Raw genomic sequence first — 18,509 nt, forward strand, 5'->3', positions numbered from 1 at the left:
CAAAATTTTTTTGTTATCATTGCCTATTATCGCTATCCTTTGCAGACCCTCAATCTCATTGTTGCCGTTATTTACAATTTAAGCAACTCCGAGATTCCTATCTGCACGGATCGCATCATAGTGATGGATGGGTTCATCACTATTCTTTTATATGGAATTAGAACAATTTTTGACCAAGATTAGTGCGCAGCCTTGCTGGTATCGTCTATTCTTGTGATTGATTTTCATCCTTAACTGATTTTTTTGTCAGACGAATAAACAGGTAGTCATACATGTCTAAGCTAGTTTTAGTTTTAAACTGTGGTAGTTCTTCTCTTAAATTTGCTGTTGTTGATGCAGAAACAGGTGCAGAGCACCTAACAGGTCTTGCAGAGTGTCTTGGTCTTCCAGAAGCTCGTATGAAATGGAAGCTTGACGGCAAGCACGAAGCTCAACTTGGTGCAGGCGCAGCTCACGTAGAAGCACTATCATTCATGGTAGAAACTATTCTTGCTTCTAAGCCAGAGCTTAAAGCTAACCTAGGCGCTATCGGTCACCGTATCGTACACGGTGGTGAGCAGTTCACTCAATCTGCACTGATCACTGATGAAGTTCTAAAGGGTATTCAAGACGCTGCGACTTTCGCACCTCTTCACAACCCAGCACACCTTATCGGTATCGAAGCTGCTAAAGTAAACTTCCCAGAGCTTAAAAACGTTGCTGTATTTGACACTGCGTTCCACCAAACTATGCCTGAAGAGTCTTTCCTATACGCTCTTCCATACAACCTATACAAAGAGCACGGCATCCGTCGTTACGGCATGCACGGTACTTCACACCTGTTCATCACTCGTGAAGTTGCTAACCTACTAGACAAGCCAGTTGAAGAAGTAAACATCATCAACTGTCACCTAGGTAACGGTGCTTCTGTTTGTGCAATCAAGAACGGTAAATCTGTAGATACTTCTATGGGTCTAACTCCTCTTGAAGGTCTAGTAATGGGTACTCGTTGTGGTGACATCGATCCAGCGATCATCTTCCACCTACACGACGCTCTAGGTTACTCTGTTGAACAAATCAACAACATGCTAACTAAAGAGTCTGGTCTTGCTGGTCTAACTGAAGTGACTTCTGACTGTCGTTTCGTTGAAGACAACTACGGTGAGAAAGAAGAAGCAACTCGCGCAATGGACGTGTTCTGTCACCGTCTAGCTAAATACGTAGCGGGTTACACGGCTTCAATGGAAGGCCGTCTAGACGCAATCACTTTCACTGGCGGTATCGGCGAGAACTCTGGCCCTATCCGTGAAATGGTTCTTAACCGTCTAGCTATCTTCGGCATCGAAGTAGACAGCGAAGCAAACCTTAAAGCACGTTTCGGTGGTGAAGGTACTATCACTACTGCAAACAGCCGTATCCCAGCAATGGTTATCTCTACTAACGAAGAGCTAGTTATCGCTGAAGACACTGCACGTCTAGCAGGTCTTTAATGATTAAACTGGCTAGCCGATTGGCTAGCCAGTTTTTCTTCCAAAGAATTTATTAGGGGCTTAACTCCTATTCTCTGAATTTTCATGGAATAAGAGTTGAGCTTTTATCCCCCCAATAGCTAAAGGTACTCTACGAATGTCTCGTACTATTATGCTTATCCCTGCAAGTGCTGGTGTTGGTCTAACTAGCGTAAGCATGGGTGTTCTTCGCGCAATGGAGCGCAAAGGCGTTAAAGTTTCTTTCTACAAACCAATTTCACAGCCACGTTCTGGCGGTGATCAACCAGATCTAACTTCAACTATCGTTGGCTACAACAGCGATATGAAGATTGGTCAACCTGTAGCGATGTCTGTTGCTGAAAGCCTAATCGGTAACGACAACATGGACGAGCTACTAGAAACTGTTGTTGAGCGTTACAACCAAATCAACAAAGATGCAGATGTAACGCTTATCGAAGGTCTAGTACCAACTCGTAAGCACCCATTCGCTAACCAAGTGAACGCGGAAATCGCAGCAACACTAGGCGCGGAAATCGTTCTTGTTGCAACTCCTGGTACAGATAACCCAGCTCAACTTAAAGAGCGCATTGAAGTAGCATGTTCTAACTTCGGTGGTACTAAGAACAAGAACATCTCTGGTGTAATCATCAACAAGCTAAACGCACCTGTTGATGAAGCTGGCCGTACTCGCCCTGACCTATCTGAAATCTTTGACGATGCAGACAGCGCGAAGCAAAACGAAATGAAAGTGATGGAAATCTTCAACACTTCTCCAATTCGTGTACTAGGTTGCGTGCCATGGAGCATCGATCTTATCGCTACTCGTGCAATCGATATGGCTCAGCACCTAAACGCTGACATTATCAACGAAGGTGACATCGCAACTCGTCGTATTAAGAGCATCACTTTCTGTGCACGTTCTCTGCCAAACATGATTGAGCACTTCAAACCAGGCTCTCTACTTGTTACTTCTGCAGACCGTCCAGACGTTATCGTTGCAGCTGCACTTGCAGCAATGAACGGCGTTGATATCGGTGCAGTGCTTCTAACTGGCGGTTACGACATCCCAGAAGAAATCGTGGGTCTATGTAAGCCAGCATTCGAAACTGGTCTACCGATTTTCAAAGCACAAGGCAACACTTGGCAAACTTCTCTTAACCTACAGAGCTTCTCTATCGAAGTTCCTGCAGACGATAAAGAGCGTATCGAGTTCATCAACGAGCACGTTGCTGGTCACATCGACGGTAACTGGATCGAGTCTATGACTGAAGGTACTCAAAAGTCTCGTCGTCTAAGCCCACCAGCATTCCGTTACCAGCTAACTGAGTTCGCTCGTAAAGCTGGCAAGCGTATCGTTCTTCCTGAAGGTGACGAGCCACGTACAGTTAAAGCTGCGGCTATCTGTGCTGAGCGCGGCATCGCGGAGTGTGTGCTTCTAGGTAACCCAGACGAAATCCGTCGCGTTGCAGAGCAGCAAGGCGTAACACTAGGTGCTGGCGTAACTATCATCAACTCTGATGAAGTTCGTGAAAACTACGTGGCTCGTCTAGTTGAGCTACGTGGCGCGAAAGGCATGACTGAAGTTGTTGCTCGCGAGAAACTACAAGACTCAGTATTCCTAGGCACTATGATGCTTGAGAACGACGAAGTTGACGGTCTAGTTTCTGGTGCGGTTCACACTACAGCGAACACTATCGTTCCTCCGTTCCAAATCATCAAGACTGCACCTGATGCGTCTATCGTATCTTCTGTATTCTTCATGCTACTGCCTGACCAAGTATTGGTTTACGGTGACTGTGCGATCAACCCAGATCCAACAGCGGAACAGCTAGCTGAAATCGCTATCCAATCTGCTGATTCTGCAGCAGCATTCGGTATCGACCCACGCGTTGCTATGATCTCTTACTCTACTGGTGAATCAGGTAAGGGTGCAGACGTAGATAAAGTACGTGAAGCAACTAAGATTGCTCAAGAGAAACGTCCAGATCTAGTGATCGACGGCCCTCTACAGTACGACGCAGCGATCATGGAAAACGTAGCTGCTTCTAAAGCGCCTAACTCTCCAGTAGCAGGTAAAGCGACTGTATTCGTATTCCCAGACCTAAACACTGGTAACACGACTTACAAAGCGGTACAACGTTCAGCAGACCTAGTATCTATCGGTCCAATGCTGCAAGGTATGCGTAAGCCTGTAAACGATCTATCTCGCGGTGCACTAGTAGACGATATCGTATACACAGTTGCTCTAACTGCGATTCAGGCAGATCAAGCTGACCAAGCAAAAGAGAAAGCAGTTAACTAATAACCGCGCTTCTTGCAAGATAACAAAACCTCGCCTCGGCGAGGTTTTTTTTTGCCTTTTGGTTTGATTAATCAATAAATCACCAAAAACAAAGCAGCCCCAGAAAGCACACAGCCAATCATTACCGGTGCCACTTTTGCCGACAGCGCTTTATCCCCTATCGCAACGACCATCCCCATCTTAACGATGGTATTTACAGACGCAGCAATCAAAATACCAAGTGCGGCAGTCGTCACACTCAAGGTTTGGGTACTTTGTCGTCCAAGAGCCAACGAGATAGCATCGACATCGGTGATGCCTGAAAGCGCAGATAAGATCAATACCCCGGCATTACCAAACCAGTCTGACAGCGCATGGGACAACAGCATAATGGCCGCCAACACTACGCCAAAGAACAATGCCGATTGAAGCGCCAACGGGTTAGTCTGTTTGTTTGACTGCTCTATCTTCTCGACTTCACTTCGACGCCATATCCACCAAGCAGGTAAATAAAGCGCAACCATCATGACCAAAACAATCGGCCATAACAAACTAACTAATTGAGGATTGAGAACAGATAGGACAATCAACAAGCGAGGAAACATAGTGCCGCAACTCAACAAGACTCCGCTTGCGAGCAGAGGGCTGATACCTTCCTGCTCACGTGAAAGATGAGAAAACTGCAATGTCAGTGCGGTAGAAGAACTTAAGCCAGCGAAGACAGACGTAAACAATATGCCCCGCTTCGCTCCGCCGATCTTAATCGCGAAATACCCGACAAATGAAATACTGGCGATCAACACCACCATCCACCAGATCTCATAAGGGTTCAAAGCCTTCCAAGGACCGTAAGCTTGGTTGGGAAGAAGTGGTAATAAAACAATGGAAATGAGTAGCAGACGTAAAGCTGCATCAAGCTCATACTCTTGTAGCCTTTGCAGGGCATGGTGAAGCTCTTTCTTATTATCGAGTACAACCGCAGTAATGACCGCTGCTGCTGCTGCCAAAACAGGTTCGCCAGAAACGGTCAAACAGCCAAGAACAAAAGTAATCACTAAGCTAACCACACCTGTGATGCTAATGTCCTCACTCTTTCGTTGTTGAATGACAAATGCGATACAAGCAAGGATAACCAGTGCGATTAGAGCAAACCCAATCAGTAAAGGGGTATAGATATTGGCAAGAATCCCAACCAAACCACCAAGTAATCCAACTAAGGAAAAGGTTCGAATACCTGCCACGCGGCTACCTTCGACACTATTGCGCATCACCCAACCACGTTGTGTGCCCACAATCGCACCCAGTAATAGTGCAATAAACAGATTCCAAATTAGCTGCTCACCACTGACAAACTCATTGATATCCATACCCCACCTCAGTCCAAGATCGGCCGTTATATCATCAGTTTATGTGATCGGTAGGAAGAAGCTGTGATGGTGAGAAGATATTGAGAAAAAAGAAAAGCGCCACATCAAATGGCACTTTTCTTAGAAGTTTTAAACTTAGATAGATTCTCGGCCATGAGGCGAATCCAAATCTAATTCAGGGCCTTTGGGTACCACTTGTGTTGGGTTGATACCGGTATGACTGAAATAGTAGTGACGCTTAATGTGGTAGAAGTCTGTGGTTTCTGCCACGCCTTCTACTTGGTATAGCTCTTTCAAATAACCTTGAATATTTGCATAGTCAGCAATGCGTTGTTTATTACATTTGAAATGACCTACGTACACTGCATCAAAGCGAACAAGGGTCGTAAACAAGCGCCAATCCGCTTCGGTGATTTTATTACCCGCTAGATAACGATGCGTTGCAAGATGAGCATCGATTTTATCCAGTGCGGCAAACAGTGAATCAAACGCTTCTTCATAAGCTTCTTGCGTTGTCGCAAAACCACAACGGTATACGCCATTGTTCACGTTCGGATAAATGTAGTCATTCCACGCATCAATGACGCTTTGAAGCTGTTCTGGATAATAGTCATCGTGATTACCCGTTAACTCATTGAACTCAGAGTTAAACATGCGGATGATTTCAGACGATTCATTCGATACGATGGTGTTGGTCTTTTTATCCCACAGAACTGGAACGGTAACGCGCCCAGTATAATCGGACTTAGCTTGGGTGTAGATCTGGTGCATGCGGATATGACCGAATAGTGGCTCTGGGAGTCCCATCTGCCAACCTTCACTTAACATATCTGGGCATACCACAGTAACGTCTATGTGTTTTTCCAGACCTTTAAGTTTACGGAAGATCAGTGTGCGATGTGCCCACGGACAAGCGAGTGAAACATATAAATGGTAGCGACCTGACTCCGGCTGGAACGTTGCATCAGGTTTATTCTTTATCCAGTTGCGAAAACCCGCATCTTCACGAACGAACTTACCACCGCTTGATTTAGTTTCGTACCATACGTCGTGCCAAACGCCTTCAACTAACTTACCCATGACTGATCTCCTCGTTCTGTGTTTTCTACTATATTAGCGATTCTCGCTCAGCTTAGAATCCGGCCACTTAGTACAACTTGTTCAAGAATTTCGAATGATCCAAATTTAGAGTAGTGTCAGCTAATGGGACATAAAGAAAAACTGCAGGCATAAAAAAAGCGCGACCCTATAAAAGGCGCCGCGCTTAAGCCCGTCACAGGCCGAATTTAATTACACTGCTACGTGTAGACAAGATACTGCGTGAACGTCAGAACCTTCGATATGTGGCTTAGTCTTCGCACACTCTTCTGTTGCTTGTGGGCAACGGGTACGGAACACGCAACCTGATGGTGGACTGATTGGCGATGGTAGATCACCCTCCAGCATCTGAATGGTTTTGTTGCGCTCTAATTCAGGATCTGGGATCGGAACTGCCGACATCAATGCACGTGTGTATGGGTGTTTTGGATCGGCAAACAATGCTTCCGCTTCACCCAACTCAACAGCGTTACCTAGGTACATAACCAGTACGCGGTCAGAGATGTGTTTCACTACTGACAAATCGTGCGCGATAAATACTAATGAAAGACCTAGCTCTTTTTGTAGCTCTTTCAGTAGGTTAACCACCTGAGCCTGAATCGATACATCCAGCGCTGATACCGGTTCGTCACAGATAATCATCTTAGGCTTTAGGATAAGTGCACGCGCGATACCAATACGCTGACACTGGCCACCAGAGAACTCGTGCGGGTAACGGTTGATCACGTTTGGCAGTAGACCTACCTTCGCCATCATCTCTTTAACGCGGTCTTTCACTTCTTGCTTAGTCAGTTCTGGGTAGAATGTCTCAAGCGGCTCAGCGATGATGTCACCCACTGTCATACGCGGGTTCAAAGAAGCCAAAGGATCTTGGAAAATCATTTGGATTTCTTTGCGCGTTTCACGGCGTTGTACTTCTTTCATCTTCGTCAGGTCTTGGCCTAACCAAACGACTTCACCGTCTGTTGCTTCAACCAAACCAATGATCGCGCGAGCAAACGTCGATTTACCACAACCAGACTCACCTACCACACCAAGCGTCTCACCTTCATATAGACGAACGTTTACGCCGTCTACTGCTTTTAGGCTTGAAGGTTTTGACCAAGGCCATGCAGATTTTGATGCAATGCTGAAGTGAACTTTCAGATCAGATACATCCAGAATTAGCTTTTTATCTGTACTCATTTGCTCCAAGCCTCCCATTCAGAAAAACATGCACGCTGACGGCCATCACCAAACGGCGTCAGAATTGGTGCTTCACGCTTACAACGATCCATCACACGGTGGCAGCGATCTTGATAAGGACAGCCAGGTGGTAGACGAAGCAAGTTTGGCGGGTTACCTGGAATCGTTGGCAGGATCTCGCCTTCTGTATCCAAACGAGGAATCGCCTTCAATAGACCTTCCGCGTAAGGGTGGCTTGGGTTGTAGAAGATTTCGTTCACCGTGCCGTACTCCATGGTACGACCTGCGTACATCACAAGTACTTTGTCACAAGAACCCGCTACGACACCAAGGTCGTGCGTGATCATGATGATTGCAGTGTTGAACTCAGATTTCAGTTCGTTAAGCAGGTCCATGATCTGCGCTTGAACCGTAACGTCCAATGCCGTAGTTGGCTCATCCGCAATAAGCAGTTTTGGACGGCACAGTAGTGCCATTGCGATCATTACACGCTGACGCATACCGCCTGAGAACTCGTGTGGGTACATGGTGATACGCTTACGAGCTTCTGGGATTTTTACCGCTTCAAGCATACGAACAGACTCTTCGAACGCTTCTGCTTTGCCCATACCTTTGTGCAGCATCAGTACTTCCATCAGCTGATCACTAACTTTCATGTATGGATTAAGAGAGGTCATTGGGTCTTGGAAGATCATCGCGATCTGTTCCGCACGAACCTTGTTCAGCTCTTTTTCTGGAAGGTTAAGAATCTCATTACCTTCGAATTTCGCACTACCAGAGATAATACCGTTCTTAGCCAGTAGACCCATGATTGCGAATACAGTTTGTGACTTACCTGAACCAGACTCACCTACGATACCAAGGGTTTCACCTTGATTCAGAGAGAAGTTCAAATCGTTTACTGCGGTTACGATACCATCTTGCGTGGTAAATTCGACGCGCAGATCTTTGACATCTAATAAACTCATCATTGCTTCCTTTATTCTTTCTATTTTTAATTATCTGTCTTTTGGATCCAGCGCATCGCGCAGACCGTCACCAACGTAGTTGAAGCAGAATAGAGTCACAACCATGAATGCTGCTGGGAACGCCAGCTGCCAGATTGCCACTTCCATTGTTTGTGAACCTTCTTGTAGAAGTGCGCCCCAACTTGTCATTGGTTCTTGTACACCAAGACCAAGGAATGAAAGGAATGATTCAGTAAGAATCATGCTTGGGATAAGTAGTGTTGAGTAAACCGCTACGATACCCAATACGTTTGGTACGATATGGCGAGTGATGATCTTCCACTTGCTCACACCACAAACGTGTGCCGCTTCAATAAACTCTTTACTACGCAGACTTAGTGTTTGACCACGTACGATACGAGCCATATCTAGCCATGCGATAGCACCGATAGCGACGAAGATAAGAACGATGTTACGACCGAAGAATGTTACCAGTACGATAACTAGGAACATGAACGGAACCGCGTATAGGATTTCAAGAATACGCATCATGATACGGTCAACTTTACCACCGATGAAGCCAGAAGCCGCACCGTAAAGCGTACCAATCACAACCGCAACCAATGCACCTAGAACACCCACCATTAGAGAGATACGGCCACCAATTAGCGTACGTACGTAAAGGTCACGACCTAAGCTGTCAGTACCGAACCAGTGCTCAGCACTTGGACCGACGTGCATTGCGTACCAGTCTGTATCATCAAATGTGTAAGGTGCCAACATTGGCAGGAAGATTACCGCAAGGGTCATCAATGTAAGAATGAACAAGCTCACCATTGCCGCTTTGTTACGCATAAAGCGGATACGGGCGTCTTGCCACAAACTACGGCCTTCAACTTCCAGGTTCTCTGCAAATTTCTCGACCGCTTCAAGATTCTCTTTTTTCGTTAACATAACCATACTTCCCTGTTAGTAGCGAATTTTCGGGTCAATCATTGCTAGCAGAATATCAACGATAGCGTTGAACAAGATGAATAGGAAACCAATCAGAATGGTTACACCCATTACTAGCGAGTAGTCACGGTTGAAGGCTGCGTTTACGAACAGCTTACCGATACCAGGCAGACCAAAGATGGTCTCAACAACCACCGAGCCGGTAATAATGCCGACAAACGCTGGTCCCATGTAGGACACAACTGGAAGTAACGCTGGTTTTAATGCGTGTTTCAGGATGATGTAACGGTAACTTAGACCTTTCGCACGAGCAGTACGAATAAAGTTACTGTTCAATGTCTCAATCATAGAACCACGAGTGATACGAGCAAACGTGGCAACATAAAGCAGTGACATAGCAATAACTGGCAGCACTAAGTATTGCCATGAGCCATCATGCCAACCACCCGCAGGGAATAAATTCCAGTGGAGCGAGAACAAGTAAATCAGAGCAGGCGCTAGTACGAAGGATGGCATTACGACCCCAAGCATCGCCGTCGACATAATGGTGTAATCAAGCCACGAGTTTTGTTTAAGCGCGGCTATGGTGCCGATCGTTACCCCCAGAATCACCGTGAAGATAAAGGCAATGAAGCCTACCTTCGCCGATACTGGCAGTGCTACCGAGATTAGCTCGTTTACTGTGTAATCTAAGTATTTGAATGAAGGGCCAAAGTCACCTTGGATTACGTTAGTCAAATACGTGGTGTATTGCTCAAATACTGGCTTATCTAGGCCGTATTTGGCTTCAATGTTCGCCATAACTTCTGGCGGTAATGGACGCTCGCTCGAGAATGGGTTACCCGGTGCGAAACGCATGAGAAAGAAAGATACGGTGATCAAAACCAACATTGTTGGGATCGCCTCAAATATCCTTTTTGCGATGAATTTAAGCATAAACTCACTCTTTCCGTCTGTGACAGTTAAAAAATTGATGATAGGCAACACACGCAGCCTGGCGGATGCGCGTGTGCCTTATTCTTATAGTTTTGAAGCTAAACGATTAGTTAGCTTTGATGTAAAGATCTTTTGAGTAGATCTTCTCTTCCGCGTTGTTAGCAGGGAAACCACCAACGTGCGGGTTTAGTAGACGTGAACGCACGTACTGGTAAATTGGTGCGATTGGCATTTCTTTCGCCATCAGCTTTTCAGCATCTAGGTAAATTTGAGTACGCTCCTCTTCTGAAGTCGACTTAAGTGCTTTGTCGATCAGTGCGTCGTACTCTTTACTACCCCAGTGCTGACCACCAGTAGTGTTCGAGCTAACCATAAGGGTTAGGAATGAAGATGCTTCGTTGTAGTCGCCACACCAACCAGCGCGTGCAACTTCGAAATCACCTTGATCTTTAGTAGATAGGTATGTTTTCCACTCTTGGTTTTCTAGTGTAACGTCTAGACCAAGCGTTTTCTTCCACATTGAACCTAGAGCAACAGCTAGCTTCTTGTGGTTCTCGTTCGTGTTGTAAAGAAGAGAGAACTTAAGTGGGTTGCCTTTACCGTAACCCGCTTCTTCAAGAAGGCGTGCAGCTTCTGCGTTACGCTCTTTTTGCGTCATCTTACCGTAAACTGGTAGCTCAGGGTCGAAGTGCGCTGTAATTTCAGGCGTTAGGAAGTATGCTGGTTTTTGGCCTTGAGCAAGGATTGCTTTTGCAACGATATCACGGTCAATCGCGTAAGAAATCGCTTTACGAACACGAACGTCGTTAAATGGTTCTTTCTTCGTGTTGAATGAGTAGTAGTAAGTACACAGGCTACCCTCAACCGATACTGACTCAGGATGCTCTTTTTGCAGACGCTTAAAGTGCTCAGTCGGTAGCGTTGATGTGAAATCGATCTCGCCAGATAGGAAACGGTTCATTTCCGCTACTGCGTTTTCGATAGGTAGGAAAGTAACCTTGTTGATAACAGTTTTGTCGTTATCCCAGTACTGTTCGTTACGAGTCAGCTCTAGACGCTCGTTCACAACCCAGTTGTTTACTACATAAGCGCCGTTACCTACGAAGTTTTCTGGTTTCGTCCATTGATCACCGAACTTCTCAACTGTTCCTTTGTGAACTGGTTTCATTGTTGTGTGGCCAGTCATCATTACAAAGTAAGGAACCGCAGTATCTAGTTCAACGACTAGGGTGTGATCATCAGTCGCCTTAACACCTAGCTCGCTTTTGTCTTTTTTACCCGCAACGATATCTTTCGCATTCTTCATCTTGGTGTATTCCATGTACCAAGAATAAGGAGAAGCAGTTGCAGGATCGACAGCACGCTGCCAGCTGAACACGAAGTCTTGTGCTGTTACAGGCTCGCCATTAGACCATTTTGCGTCTTTACGTAGGTGGAAAGTGAAGGTTTTGTTGTCTGGGGTTTCCCAGCTTTCAGCAACACCAGGGATAGTGTCGCCATCTGCATTCTGATTCACCAAGCCTTCAAGAAGATCACGAATCACGTGTGATTCAGGAACACCTTGAGATTTATGCGGGTCAATTGTCGCAACTTCAGTACCGTTACCACGAACAAGTTCTTGTTTATCAGCTAGTTTAGTACCTGCTGGAACATCTGCAGCAAAAGCGGTAGTAGAAGCGGCAGCCACTGCCAGACCAGCACCTAGAAGAAGGGCTTGAGTGATTTTGTTCTTATACATGCGTAAAACTCCGAGTTTTTCATTAGCATCCATGACTTCTCTGCAAGGGACTGGAACGGTCAGCATTTTAGAACTTTTTAGCGCACTTTCTGAGCACAAAACTCTAAAACCTTACAAAGACTGCGGCACACATTAGCAATCATTGAAGTAATTTGCCATAAAAATGTAGCAAAAAAACTAATAATTCTGTAAATACCATTCATATTCAGCAATAAATACTAGTTAATAAGTATTCGCTAGCAAAATGGGGATATGAGATATCATTTAACAGGCGAAACTTTCGATAAATCTAAATTTAAACGATTTGATAGCATCTTATGCTAGATATGCACATATTAATTAACATTTACCATGGTACAAGTCTAACAAATTATTGTTTATATCTTGTTCAAGATTTTTTATTGTGAACAGGATCACCGTTCGGTAAACAAGTGAAATGTACGGTATTTAGAGAAGTTATTTAGCCCTCGTTTAGTGGGAGCTAATTTGAAGAGAGGAAGGTCTGGAAATGGAAAAGGCCAAGTCATCTAAACAACTTGGCCATAGGTAGCTACTCGCGATAGAAAAGGAGTTATTTCTCCCAGCGCTGCGCTGCGTGATGATCGGTATCTCGCGATTCAATCCAGCGGTTTTCACTGGTGGTGCGTTCTTTTTTCCAGAATGGTGCTTTGGTCTTTAGAAAGTCCATAATGAACTCGCAAGCATCAAATGCCGCACCACGGTGTGCACTGGACACACCAACAAAAACAATTTGGTCACCGGTATCGAGATCACCAATACGGTGAATAACGCGCACACCTAACAAAGGCCAACGTGATTCCGCTTCATCGCAGATGTCGATCAGGCTTTTCTCCGTCATACCCGGATAATGCTCTAGGTGAAGACCAACCACGTTATCACCAAGGTTCATATCACGAACTTTACCGATAAAGGTAACTACCGCACCAGAGGCCGTGCCTTCTGATAGACGTTGGTACTCTTGATCGACCGAAAAGTCTTCAGCTTGTACAGAAACGCGAGGATCCATATTAGCCCCCTGTTACTGGTGGGAAGAAGGCAACTTCATCGCCCGCTTTCACTACAGTGTCTAAAGGTACGATAGACTGGTTTACCGCAGCCAGTAACTTGCCTGGTTCTAGCGCTAAATCCCACTTGCCTTCTTTGTCAGCGCCCGATTCAACAAGGTGAACTCGAATGGCTTCTACATTATCAAACTGGCCTTCAAGTTCTAGACCATCCATACCAACTAGCTCTCGCGTTTGAGCAAAGAAAAGTACTTTAATCATTATTCCGCCTTGAAGTGTCCTGATTTACCGCCCGTCTTCTCTAGTAGACGAACTTGTTCAATAACCATGTCTTTCTGCACCGCTTTACACATATCGTAAATCGTTAAAGCTGCCACTGAAGCCGCCGTCAGCGCTTCCATTTCCACGCCTGTTTTACCCGCTAGCTTACATACGGATTCGATACGTACTTTGTTTTCTGCTTCGATAGCTTCCAGTTGAACTTCAACCTTAGAAAGCAACAGAGGGTGACAAAGAGGAATCAAATCCCATGTTTTCTTAGCAGCTTGAATACCAGCAATACGAGCAGTCGCAAACACATCACCTTTGTGGTGTTGGCCTGAAACAATAAGTTGTAGTGTTTCTGGAGCCATGTGCACGAACGCTTCAGCACGTGCTTCACGAACGGTTTCTGCTTTTGCTGATACGTCCACCATGTTAGCTTCGCCAGACGCGTTGATATGTGTAAATTGGGTCATTGTTTTTCCTTCGCTTATAGGAAAGGTTATACAGATAGGTGTGGCATGAAGTTACAAGGACGGTGGCTTGCATCTAGTTGTTGCTTGATGATCTTCGTCCAACCAGTACGGCACGCACCAGTAGAACCCGGCATCGCGAAGATAACGGTATGGTTAGCAAAGCCTGCAATCGCGCGAGATTGAATCGTTGAAGTACCAATCTCTTCGTAAGAAACCAAGCGGAATAGTTCACCGAAGCCTTCTACTTCTTTATCAAATAGCGGCTTAAGTGCTTCTGGCGTGCTGTCACGTGAAGTGAAACCTGTACCGCCTGTGATCATGATTGCTTGTACATTTTCGTCAGCAATCCACTGAGAAACGGTCGCACGAATCTTGTACATGTCATCGATAACGATTTGTTTATCGACAACGTTGTGACCCGCTTCTTTCGCGTGCTCAACTAGGTAGCCACCAGAAGTGTCGTTTTCTTCAGTACGAGTGTCAGATACCGTTAGAACGGCAATGTTTGCAGGTTGAAATTTGCTTTCAGCGTGACCCATTTGTTCACCTATTCTCTAATTTGCTTTTGATACGCAGGGTATCGATTCTGGAAAAATCATCAGAAGCCACGTCAGCTCCCGATGTAAAATCTGATTGGAATTAGCCGCCGATAGACGCAAGATGTGGCGTCATACCTGTATTGCCATCGTGCAAGAAGTGACTAACGGATTTCGTTTGCAGCTGCGCTTGAATACGTTCAATCAATTCTTCCTCTTGCTCGTCACGTTCTAATAGGTCACGTAATTCCACGCCATGCTCACCGAACAGACATAGATGCAGTTTACCCATAGCCGATACACGAAGTCGGTTACAGCTCTCACAGAAGTCTTTCTCATACGGCATGATTAGGCCAATTTCACCCTTATAATCTGGATGAACAAATACCTGTGCAGGACCATCATTATGAGAACGTACTTTAAGTAACCAACCGTTGGCGATTAATTGATTTCGGATTGCCACACCAGAGACATGATGCTTGGCAAACAGATCATCCATTTCTCCCGTCTGCATTAATTCTATAAAACGCAGTTGGATGGGACGATCTTTAATCCAGTTAAGGAAAGCAGGTAGCTCGTTGTGGTTGAGGTCTTTCATCAGTACCACATTCACTTTGACTTGCTCATAACCCACTTCAAATGCACGTTCGATACCATTCATCACTTCAGTGAATTTATTTTCACCTGTGATTTGATGGAACATACGCGGGTCAAGGCTATCCACACTCACGTTAATGTGCGTGAGGCCAGCGTCATGCCAGTCCGCCACTTGCTTCGCCATGCGGTAGCCGTTAGTCGTTGTCGCGACTTTTTTGATACCCGGCGTGGTTGCGACTGAGTGAATAATGTCAGTAAAGTCTTTGCGTAAACTCGGCTCACCACCTGTGATACGTACCTTTGAGGTACCACAATCAGCAAACGCTTTGACGACACGTTTGATCTCAGGGAGAGATAAAAAAGACGAGTTTTTATTGCCCGATGGCTTATAGCCGTCAGGAAGGCAATAGGTACATTTGAAATTACATACGTCGGTCACAGACAGACGCAAGTAATAGAACTTACGATGAAATTTGTCTTCGAATTGTTGCGCCACGGAACACCTTTCCAAACACGGGAGGCATAATCATTTCCAATTATGCCCTTGTGACAGAATGTCACTGGCTCAAAATGCTTATCCTTGGACTTAGCATAGTAAGCTCGGAGTTATGGCAACCAGCACTATAATATAAGCACTTGGTAGCTTTGCCGTGTAAAATACTTAATATTCGTAATGGAATCTAGCCTTAATCGATAAAAATCTCTGTAGAAACACAATTTACTTCCTAGTGAGTACACGGCTATTACTCAATAAGATAAATTGTAGTCGGTTATGACAAAAAATATTAGAAGAACACGATGAAAATCTATAACGACAAAAAGGTTGCCGCGGTTGGCGGTGGCCATGGTCTAGGTCGAATGCTATCGGCTTTGAAAGACTTCGGCGAAAATGCAACCGGAATTGTAGCAACAACAGATAATGGTGGCTCAACTGGGCGAATTCGTCATTGCCAAGGCGGTATTGCTTGGGGAGATACACGTAATTGCATCAACCAGCTCATCACGGAGCCTTCCATTAGCTCAATGATGTTTGAATATCGTTTTCGAGGCGCTGGCGAACTTGATGGACATAACCTAGGTAATCTAATGTTGACGGCTTTAGATCACCTATCAGTAAGGCCTCTTGATGCTATCAACTTAATCCGCAACATGCTGAAAGTAGACGTCAATATCTTACCGATGTCAGAGCACCCATCTGACCTGACAGCGCTTGCGGTTGACGGCCAAATAGTAACTGGTGAAACCAATGTAGACGAGATGAACAAAGAACTACGTCGTCTCGATCTTTCTCCAGAAGTCCCTGCGACAAAAGAAGCAATCACAGCTCTAGAACAGGCTGATGCAATCATCCTAGGCCCAGGCAGTTTTCTAACCAGCATAATGCCACCTTTGCTACTTCCGGAACTTGGGAAAGCCATTGCAAATAACCATAGTGCTAAACTTATATTCGTTGCCAACTTGAGCCCTGAATTTGGTCCCGCTGGCTTAATGTCTCTGAGACAGAAATTAGAATGGTGTGAGCGCGCCTGCCAAGGAAGAAAGATTGACGTAGTTTTGGCGGAAGATGCGGATGATGAGGTAAATGCACACTGGAATGTTGTCACACAATCACTTGCTTCTACCAATCGAGATTGGCGACATGATCGTGATAAGTTAAAACAAGCGATTGTTGACCAATTAACGCTATAAGAGACATTAGAAAAGAGGCGCTATGCCTCTTTTCTGTATACGTCTATCATTGACCCCAGCTCAAATAAGCCTTTTGTGTAACCTTCAGCGTGTCAAGCATCATAGACACATCACCATCATGGCTTAATGACTCTCCTCGCTTCACTTTATGATCAATTTGAATCGCTAAGTCACATAAGCGGTCGGCACCAAAACTCGCCGCACTGCTCTTCAATGCATGGCTGATTTCTTTCAAATACACAAGTTGGCCATCACTGGCATTGGCGTTTAGATTGTCGACATATGAGTTCATCTCACCGAGGAAAATATCCAAAAGAATAGGAACATTTTCACTACCTATTTCATCAGACAACTCATCAATTTTTTGTTGATTTAACACTTCCTTGTTCATGCCTTTTTCTGCTCTTCGGTTTGATTCCAAGTTTGGAGCTTACGATAAATCGTTGAAGGGCTTACATCCAAATACCCAGCAGCTCTCGGTATATTGCCATCGCAAGCCTCTATAGCCTGTTCAATGGCGGACTTCTCTGTCATCCACAACGGTATAATATCAGAAGCAGAAAAACTCTCGATTTCAACGGCTCTTGGCATTGGTGTCTTAATCATTGGCGCGTTCAATGGTGGCGGTAACATGTCTAAAGAAATCTCTTTACCGCTGTTCAAGACAACAATGTTACGCAACACGTTTTGCAATTGGCGAACGTTTCCAGGCCATTCATAATCATTGAATCGCTCTATTACCTCTGGAGAGAAACGTACAAAGCTCTTTCCTTCTTCATGCGACATGTAGCCAAGCAATGAATAAGCAATTTCAATCACGTCTTCGCCGCGCTCACGCAACGGTGGAAGGTGTAAAGGAATCACGTACAAACGGTAGTACAAGTCTTCACGGAAACGGCCTTCTTGCACTTCTTTCCAAGGGTCGCGGTTGGTCGCACACACAAAGCGCACGTCTACGCTCTTCATTTTAGAAGAACCGACCTTTTGGAACGTACCCGTTTGAATAAAACGCAATAACTTAGTTTGAAGATCCAAGTCCATTTCACACAGCTCATCAAGGAACAGCGTGCCGCCATCAGCCAGTTCTGCCGCACCTTGTCGATCATTAGCCGCACCGGTGAAAGCACCTTTTACGTGACCAAACAGTTCACTTTCAATAAGGTCTTTCGGAATTGCTGCACAGTTGATGGCGATAAACGGCTTATCTCCACGCTTACTTGCTGCGTGAATCGCCTCCGCACACACTTCTTTACCCGTGCCACTTTCACCAGTAATGAAAATGCTCGCCTTACTGCTCGCAGCAGAATCAATAGTGCGGTAAACCTGCTGCATGGTTTGGCTACTGCCAATAAAGCCTTGATAATTTTGATTGCCAGGGTTGTCAGCTTCATTCTTTAATTTGGTTGCTTTGCGGATCGCATTATTCACCGTGACACGCAATCGGTCGGCTTCGCAGGGCTTAATTAAAAAATCTTGGGAACCATGACGCATTGCCTCTACGGCCGTATCAATAGAGCCGTGTGCCGTCATAAAAATGATCGGGACGTCTGGGTTACTCTCTTTAACCGCATGGAGAACATCCATACCTGTCATATCGGGTAGACGCAGATCCAGCAGAATTAAATCTGGGATTCGGTGCTTTAAGCTGTCAATAGCATCACGCCCAGTGCCAACGATATTAATATCAATACCAAGAGGTGTTAGATAGGAGCGATATAACGCTGCGACGGATGCGGTGTCTTCGACCATCAATAGATAGCGAGACTTTTGACCTTCATTAGATTGCATAACCTAGCCAATTTATCGTTGTGTTTTAAATAATAATCGCATTACGCTTTGCATTTTGCAAATAAACAATCGTAATAAAATGAAATGCTAAATTAGGAAAGTATACAGATCAATGAGATGAAGAATGGCACGATGTATGCGTTACATGATGTGACCCCTCGG

General features: G+C 45.2%; 17 protein-coding genes and 1 riboswitch. Of the genes, 3 read left to right on the top strand and 14 right to left on the bottom strand.

Annotated elements, in window-relative coordinates; genetic code table 11:
• The first annotated feature begins 272 nt into the window (after positions 1-272).
• Together J4N37_RS10945 and pta are read left to right on the top strand one after the other, a co-directional pair.
• Positions 273-1,469, top strand: a complete 1,197-nt coding sequence (locus J4N37_RS10945) for an acetate kinase (RefSeq protein WP_010449356.1) — start codon at positions 273-275, stop codon at positions 1,467-1,469.
• A 136-nt stretch (positions 1,470-1,605) separates the two neighbouring features.
• Positions 1,606-3,771 carry a phosphate acetyltransferase gene (pta, locus tag J4N37_RS10950; protein WP_010449357.1) on the top strand — a complete coding sequence of 722 codons (2,166 nt, stop codon included), beginning with the start codon at positions 1,606-1,608 and terminating at the stop codon, positions 3,769-3,771.
• A gap of 71 nt (positions 3,772-3,842) precedes the next feature.
• Here pta and J4N37_RS10955 read toward each other — a convergent pair whose 3' ends face one another.
• From J4N37_RS10955 to moaA, 12 genes are all read right to left on the bottom strand, one after another.
• On the bottom strand, positions 3,843-5,117 hold the full coding sequence (locus J4N37_RS10955) for an MgtC/SapB family protein (RefSeq protein ID WP_252040924.1): 1,275 nt from the start codon (positions 5,115-5,117) through the stop codon (positions 3,843-3,845).
• A gap of 135 nt (positions 5,118-5,252) precedes the next feature.
• Entirely contained in the window at positions 5,253-6,197 is a 945-nt protein-coding gene (locus tag J4N37_RS10960; protein ID WP_252040925.1) for a glutathione S-transferase family protein, read from the bottom strand.
• Positions 6,198-6,407: 210 nt separating this feature from the next.
• Entirely contained in the window at positions 6,408-7,400 is a 993-nt protein-coding gene (oppF, locus tag J4N37_RS10965) for a murein tripeptide/oligopeptide ABC transporter ATP binding protein OppF (protein WP_029561013.1), read from the bottom strand.
• A complete protein-coding gene (locus J4N37_RS10970; protein ID WP_010449362.1) occupies positions 7,397-8,368 on the bottom strand; it encodes an ABC transporter ATP-binding protein in 972 nt (323 codons plus the stop codon). Before J4N37_RS10970 ends, oppF begins: the two co-directional genes overlap by 4 nt.
• 30 nt (positions 8,369-8,398) lie before the next feature.
• Entirely contained in the window at positions 8,399-9,301 is a 903-nt protein-coding gene (gene oppC, locus J4N37_RS10975) for an oligopeptide ABC transporter permease OppC (protein WP_005531413.1), read from the bottom strand.
• Between the two features lie 15 nt (positions 9,302-9,316).
• The gene (gene oppB / locus J4N37_RS10980; RefSeq protein WP_010449365.1) at positions 9,317-10,237 is read right to left on the bottom strand and encodes an oligopeptide ABC transporter permease OppB; all 921 of its coding nucleotides are present in this window, start codon (positions 10,235-10,237) and stop codon (positions 9,317-9,319) included.
• A gap of 106 nt (positions 10,238-10,343) precedes the next feature.
• A complete protein-coding gene (locus tag J4N37_RS10985; RefSeq protein WP_010449367.1) occupies positions 10,344-11,975 on the bottom strand; it encodes an ABC transporter substrate-binding protein in 1,632 nt (543 codons plus the stop codon).
• A 571-nt stretch (positions 11,976-12,546) separates the two neighbouring features.
• Positions 12,547-13,002: a molybdopterin synthase catalytic subunit MoaE gene (gene moaE / locus J4N37_RS10990; protein ID WP_010449369.1), complete on the bottom strand. Its 456-nt coding sequence runs from the start codon at positions 13,000-13,002 to the stop codon at positions 12,547-12,549.
• A 1-nt stretch (position 13,003) separates the two neighbouring features.
• On the bottom strand, positions 13,004-13,261 hold the full coding sequence (moaD, locus tag J4N37_RS10995; protein ID WP_010449371.1) for a molybdopterin synthase sulfur carrier subunit: 258 nt from the start codon (positions 13,259-13,261) through the stop codon (positions 13,004-13,006).
• Positions 13,261-13,737: a cyclic pyranopterin monophosphate synthase MoaC gene (gene moaC / locus J4N37_RS11000; protein WP_005439664.1), complete on the bottom strand. Its 477-nt coding sequence runs from the start codon at positions 13,735-13,737 to the stop codon at positions 13,261-13,263. The genes moaD and moaC overlap by 1 nt, the downstream gene beginning before the upstream one ends.
• Before the next feature lie 26 nt (positions 13,738-13,763).
• A complete protein-coding gene (moaB, locus tag J4N37_RS11005) occupies positions 13,764-14,276 on the bottom strand; it encodes a molybdenum cofactor biosynthesis protein B (RefSeq protein ID WP_252040926.1) in 513 nt (170 codons plus the stop codon).
• A gap of 100 nt (positions 14,277-14,376) precedes the next feature.
• Positions 14,377-15,366, bottom strand: coding sequence for a GTP 3',8-cyclase MoaA (moaA, locus tag J4N37_RS11010; protein ID WP_038885128.1), 990 nt, complete (start codon positions 15,364-15,366; stop codon positions 14,377-14,379).
• Positions 15,355-15,488: riboswitch (molybdenum cofactor riboswitch) on the bottom strand. Its footprint overlaps the gene before it by 12 nt.
• 180 nt (positions 15,489-15,668) lie before the next feature.
• Here moaA and yvcK point away from each other — a divergent pair.
• The gene (gene yvcK, locus J4N37_RS11015; protein ID WP_252040927.1) at positions 15,669-16,559 is read left to right on the top strand and encodes a uridine diphosphate-N-acetylglucosamine-binding protein YvcK; all 891 of its coding nucleotides are present in this window, start codon (positions 15,669-15,671) and stop codon (positions 16,557-16,559) included.
• 46 nt (positions 16,560-16,605) lie between these two features.
• On the opposite strand, the gene luxU is transcribed toward yvcK, so the two are convergent.
• Both luxU and luxO read right to left on the bottom strand, forming a co-directional pair.
• Positions 16,606-16,950, bottom strand: coding sequence for a quorum-sensing phosphorelay protein LuxU (luxU, locus tag J4N37_RS11020; protein ID WP_252040928.1), 345 nt, complete (start codon positions 16,948-16,950; stop codon positions 16,606-16,608).
• Complete coding sequence (luxO, locus tag J4N37_RS11025; RefSeq protein WP_503047507.1) at positions 16,947-18,347, bottom strand: quorum-sensing sigma-54 dependent transcriptional regulator LuxO; 1,401 nt, start codon at positions 18,345-18,347, stop codon at positions 16,947-16,949. Before luxO ends, luxU begins: the two co-directional genes overlap by 4 nt.
• Positions 18,348-18,509 lie beyond the last annotated feature (162 nt).

The sequence above is a fragment of the Vibrio sp. SCSIO 43153 genome, assembly GCF_023716625.1.
Classification (GTDB): Bacteria; Pseudomonadota; Gammaproteobacteria; order Enterobacterales; family Vibrionaceae; genus Vibrio; species Vibrio rotiferianus.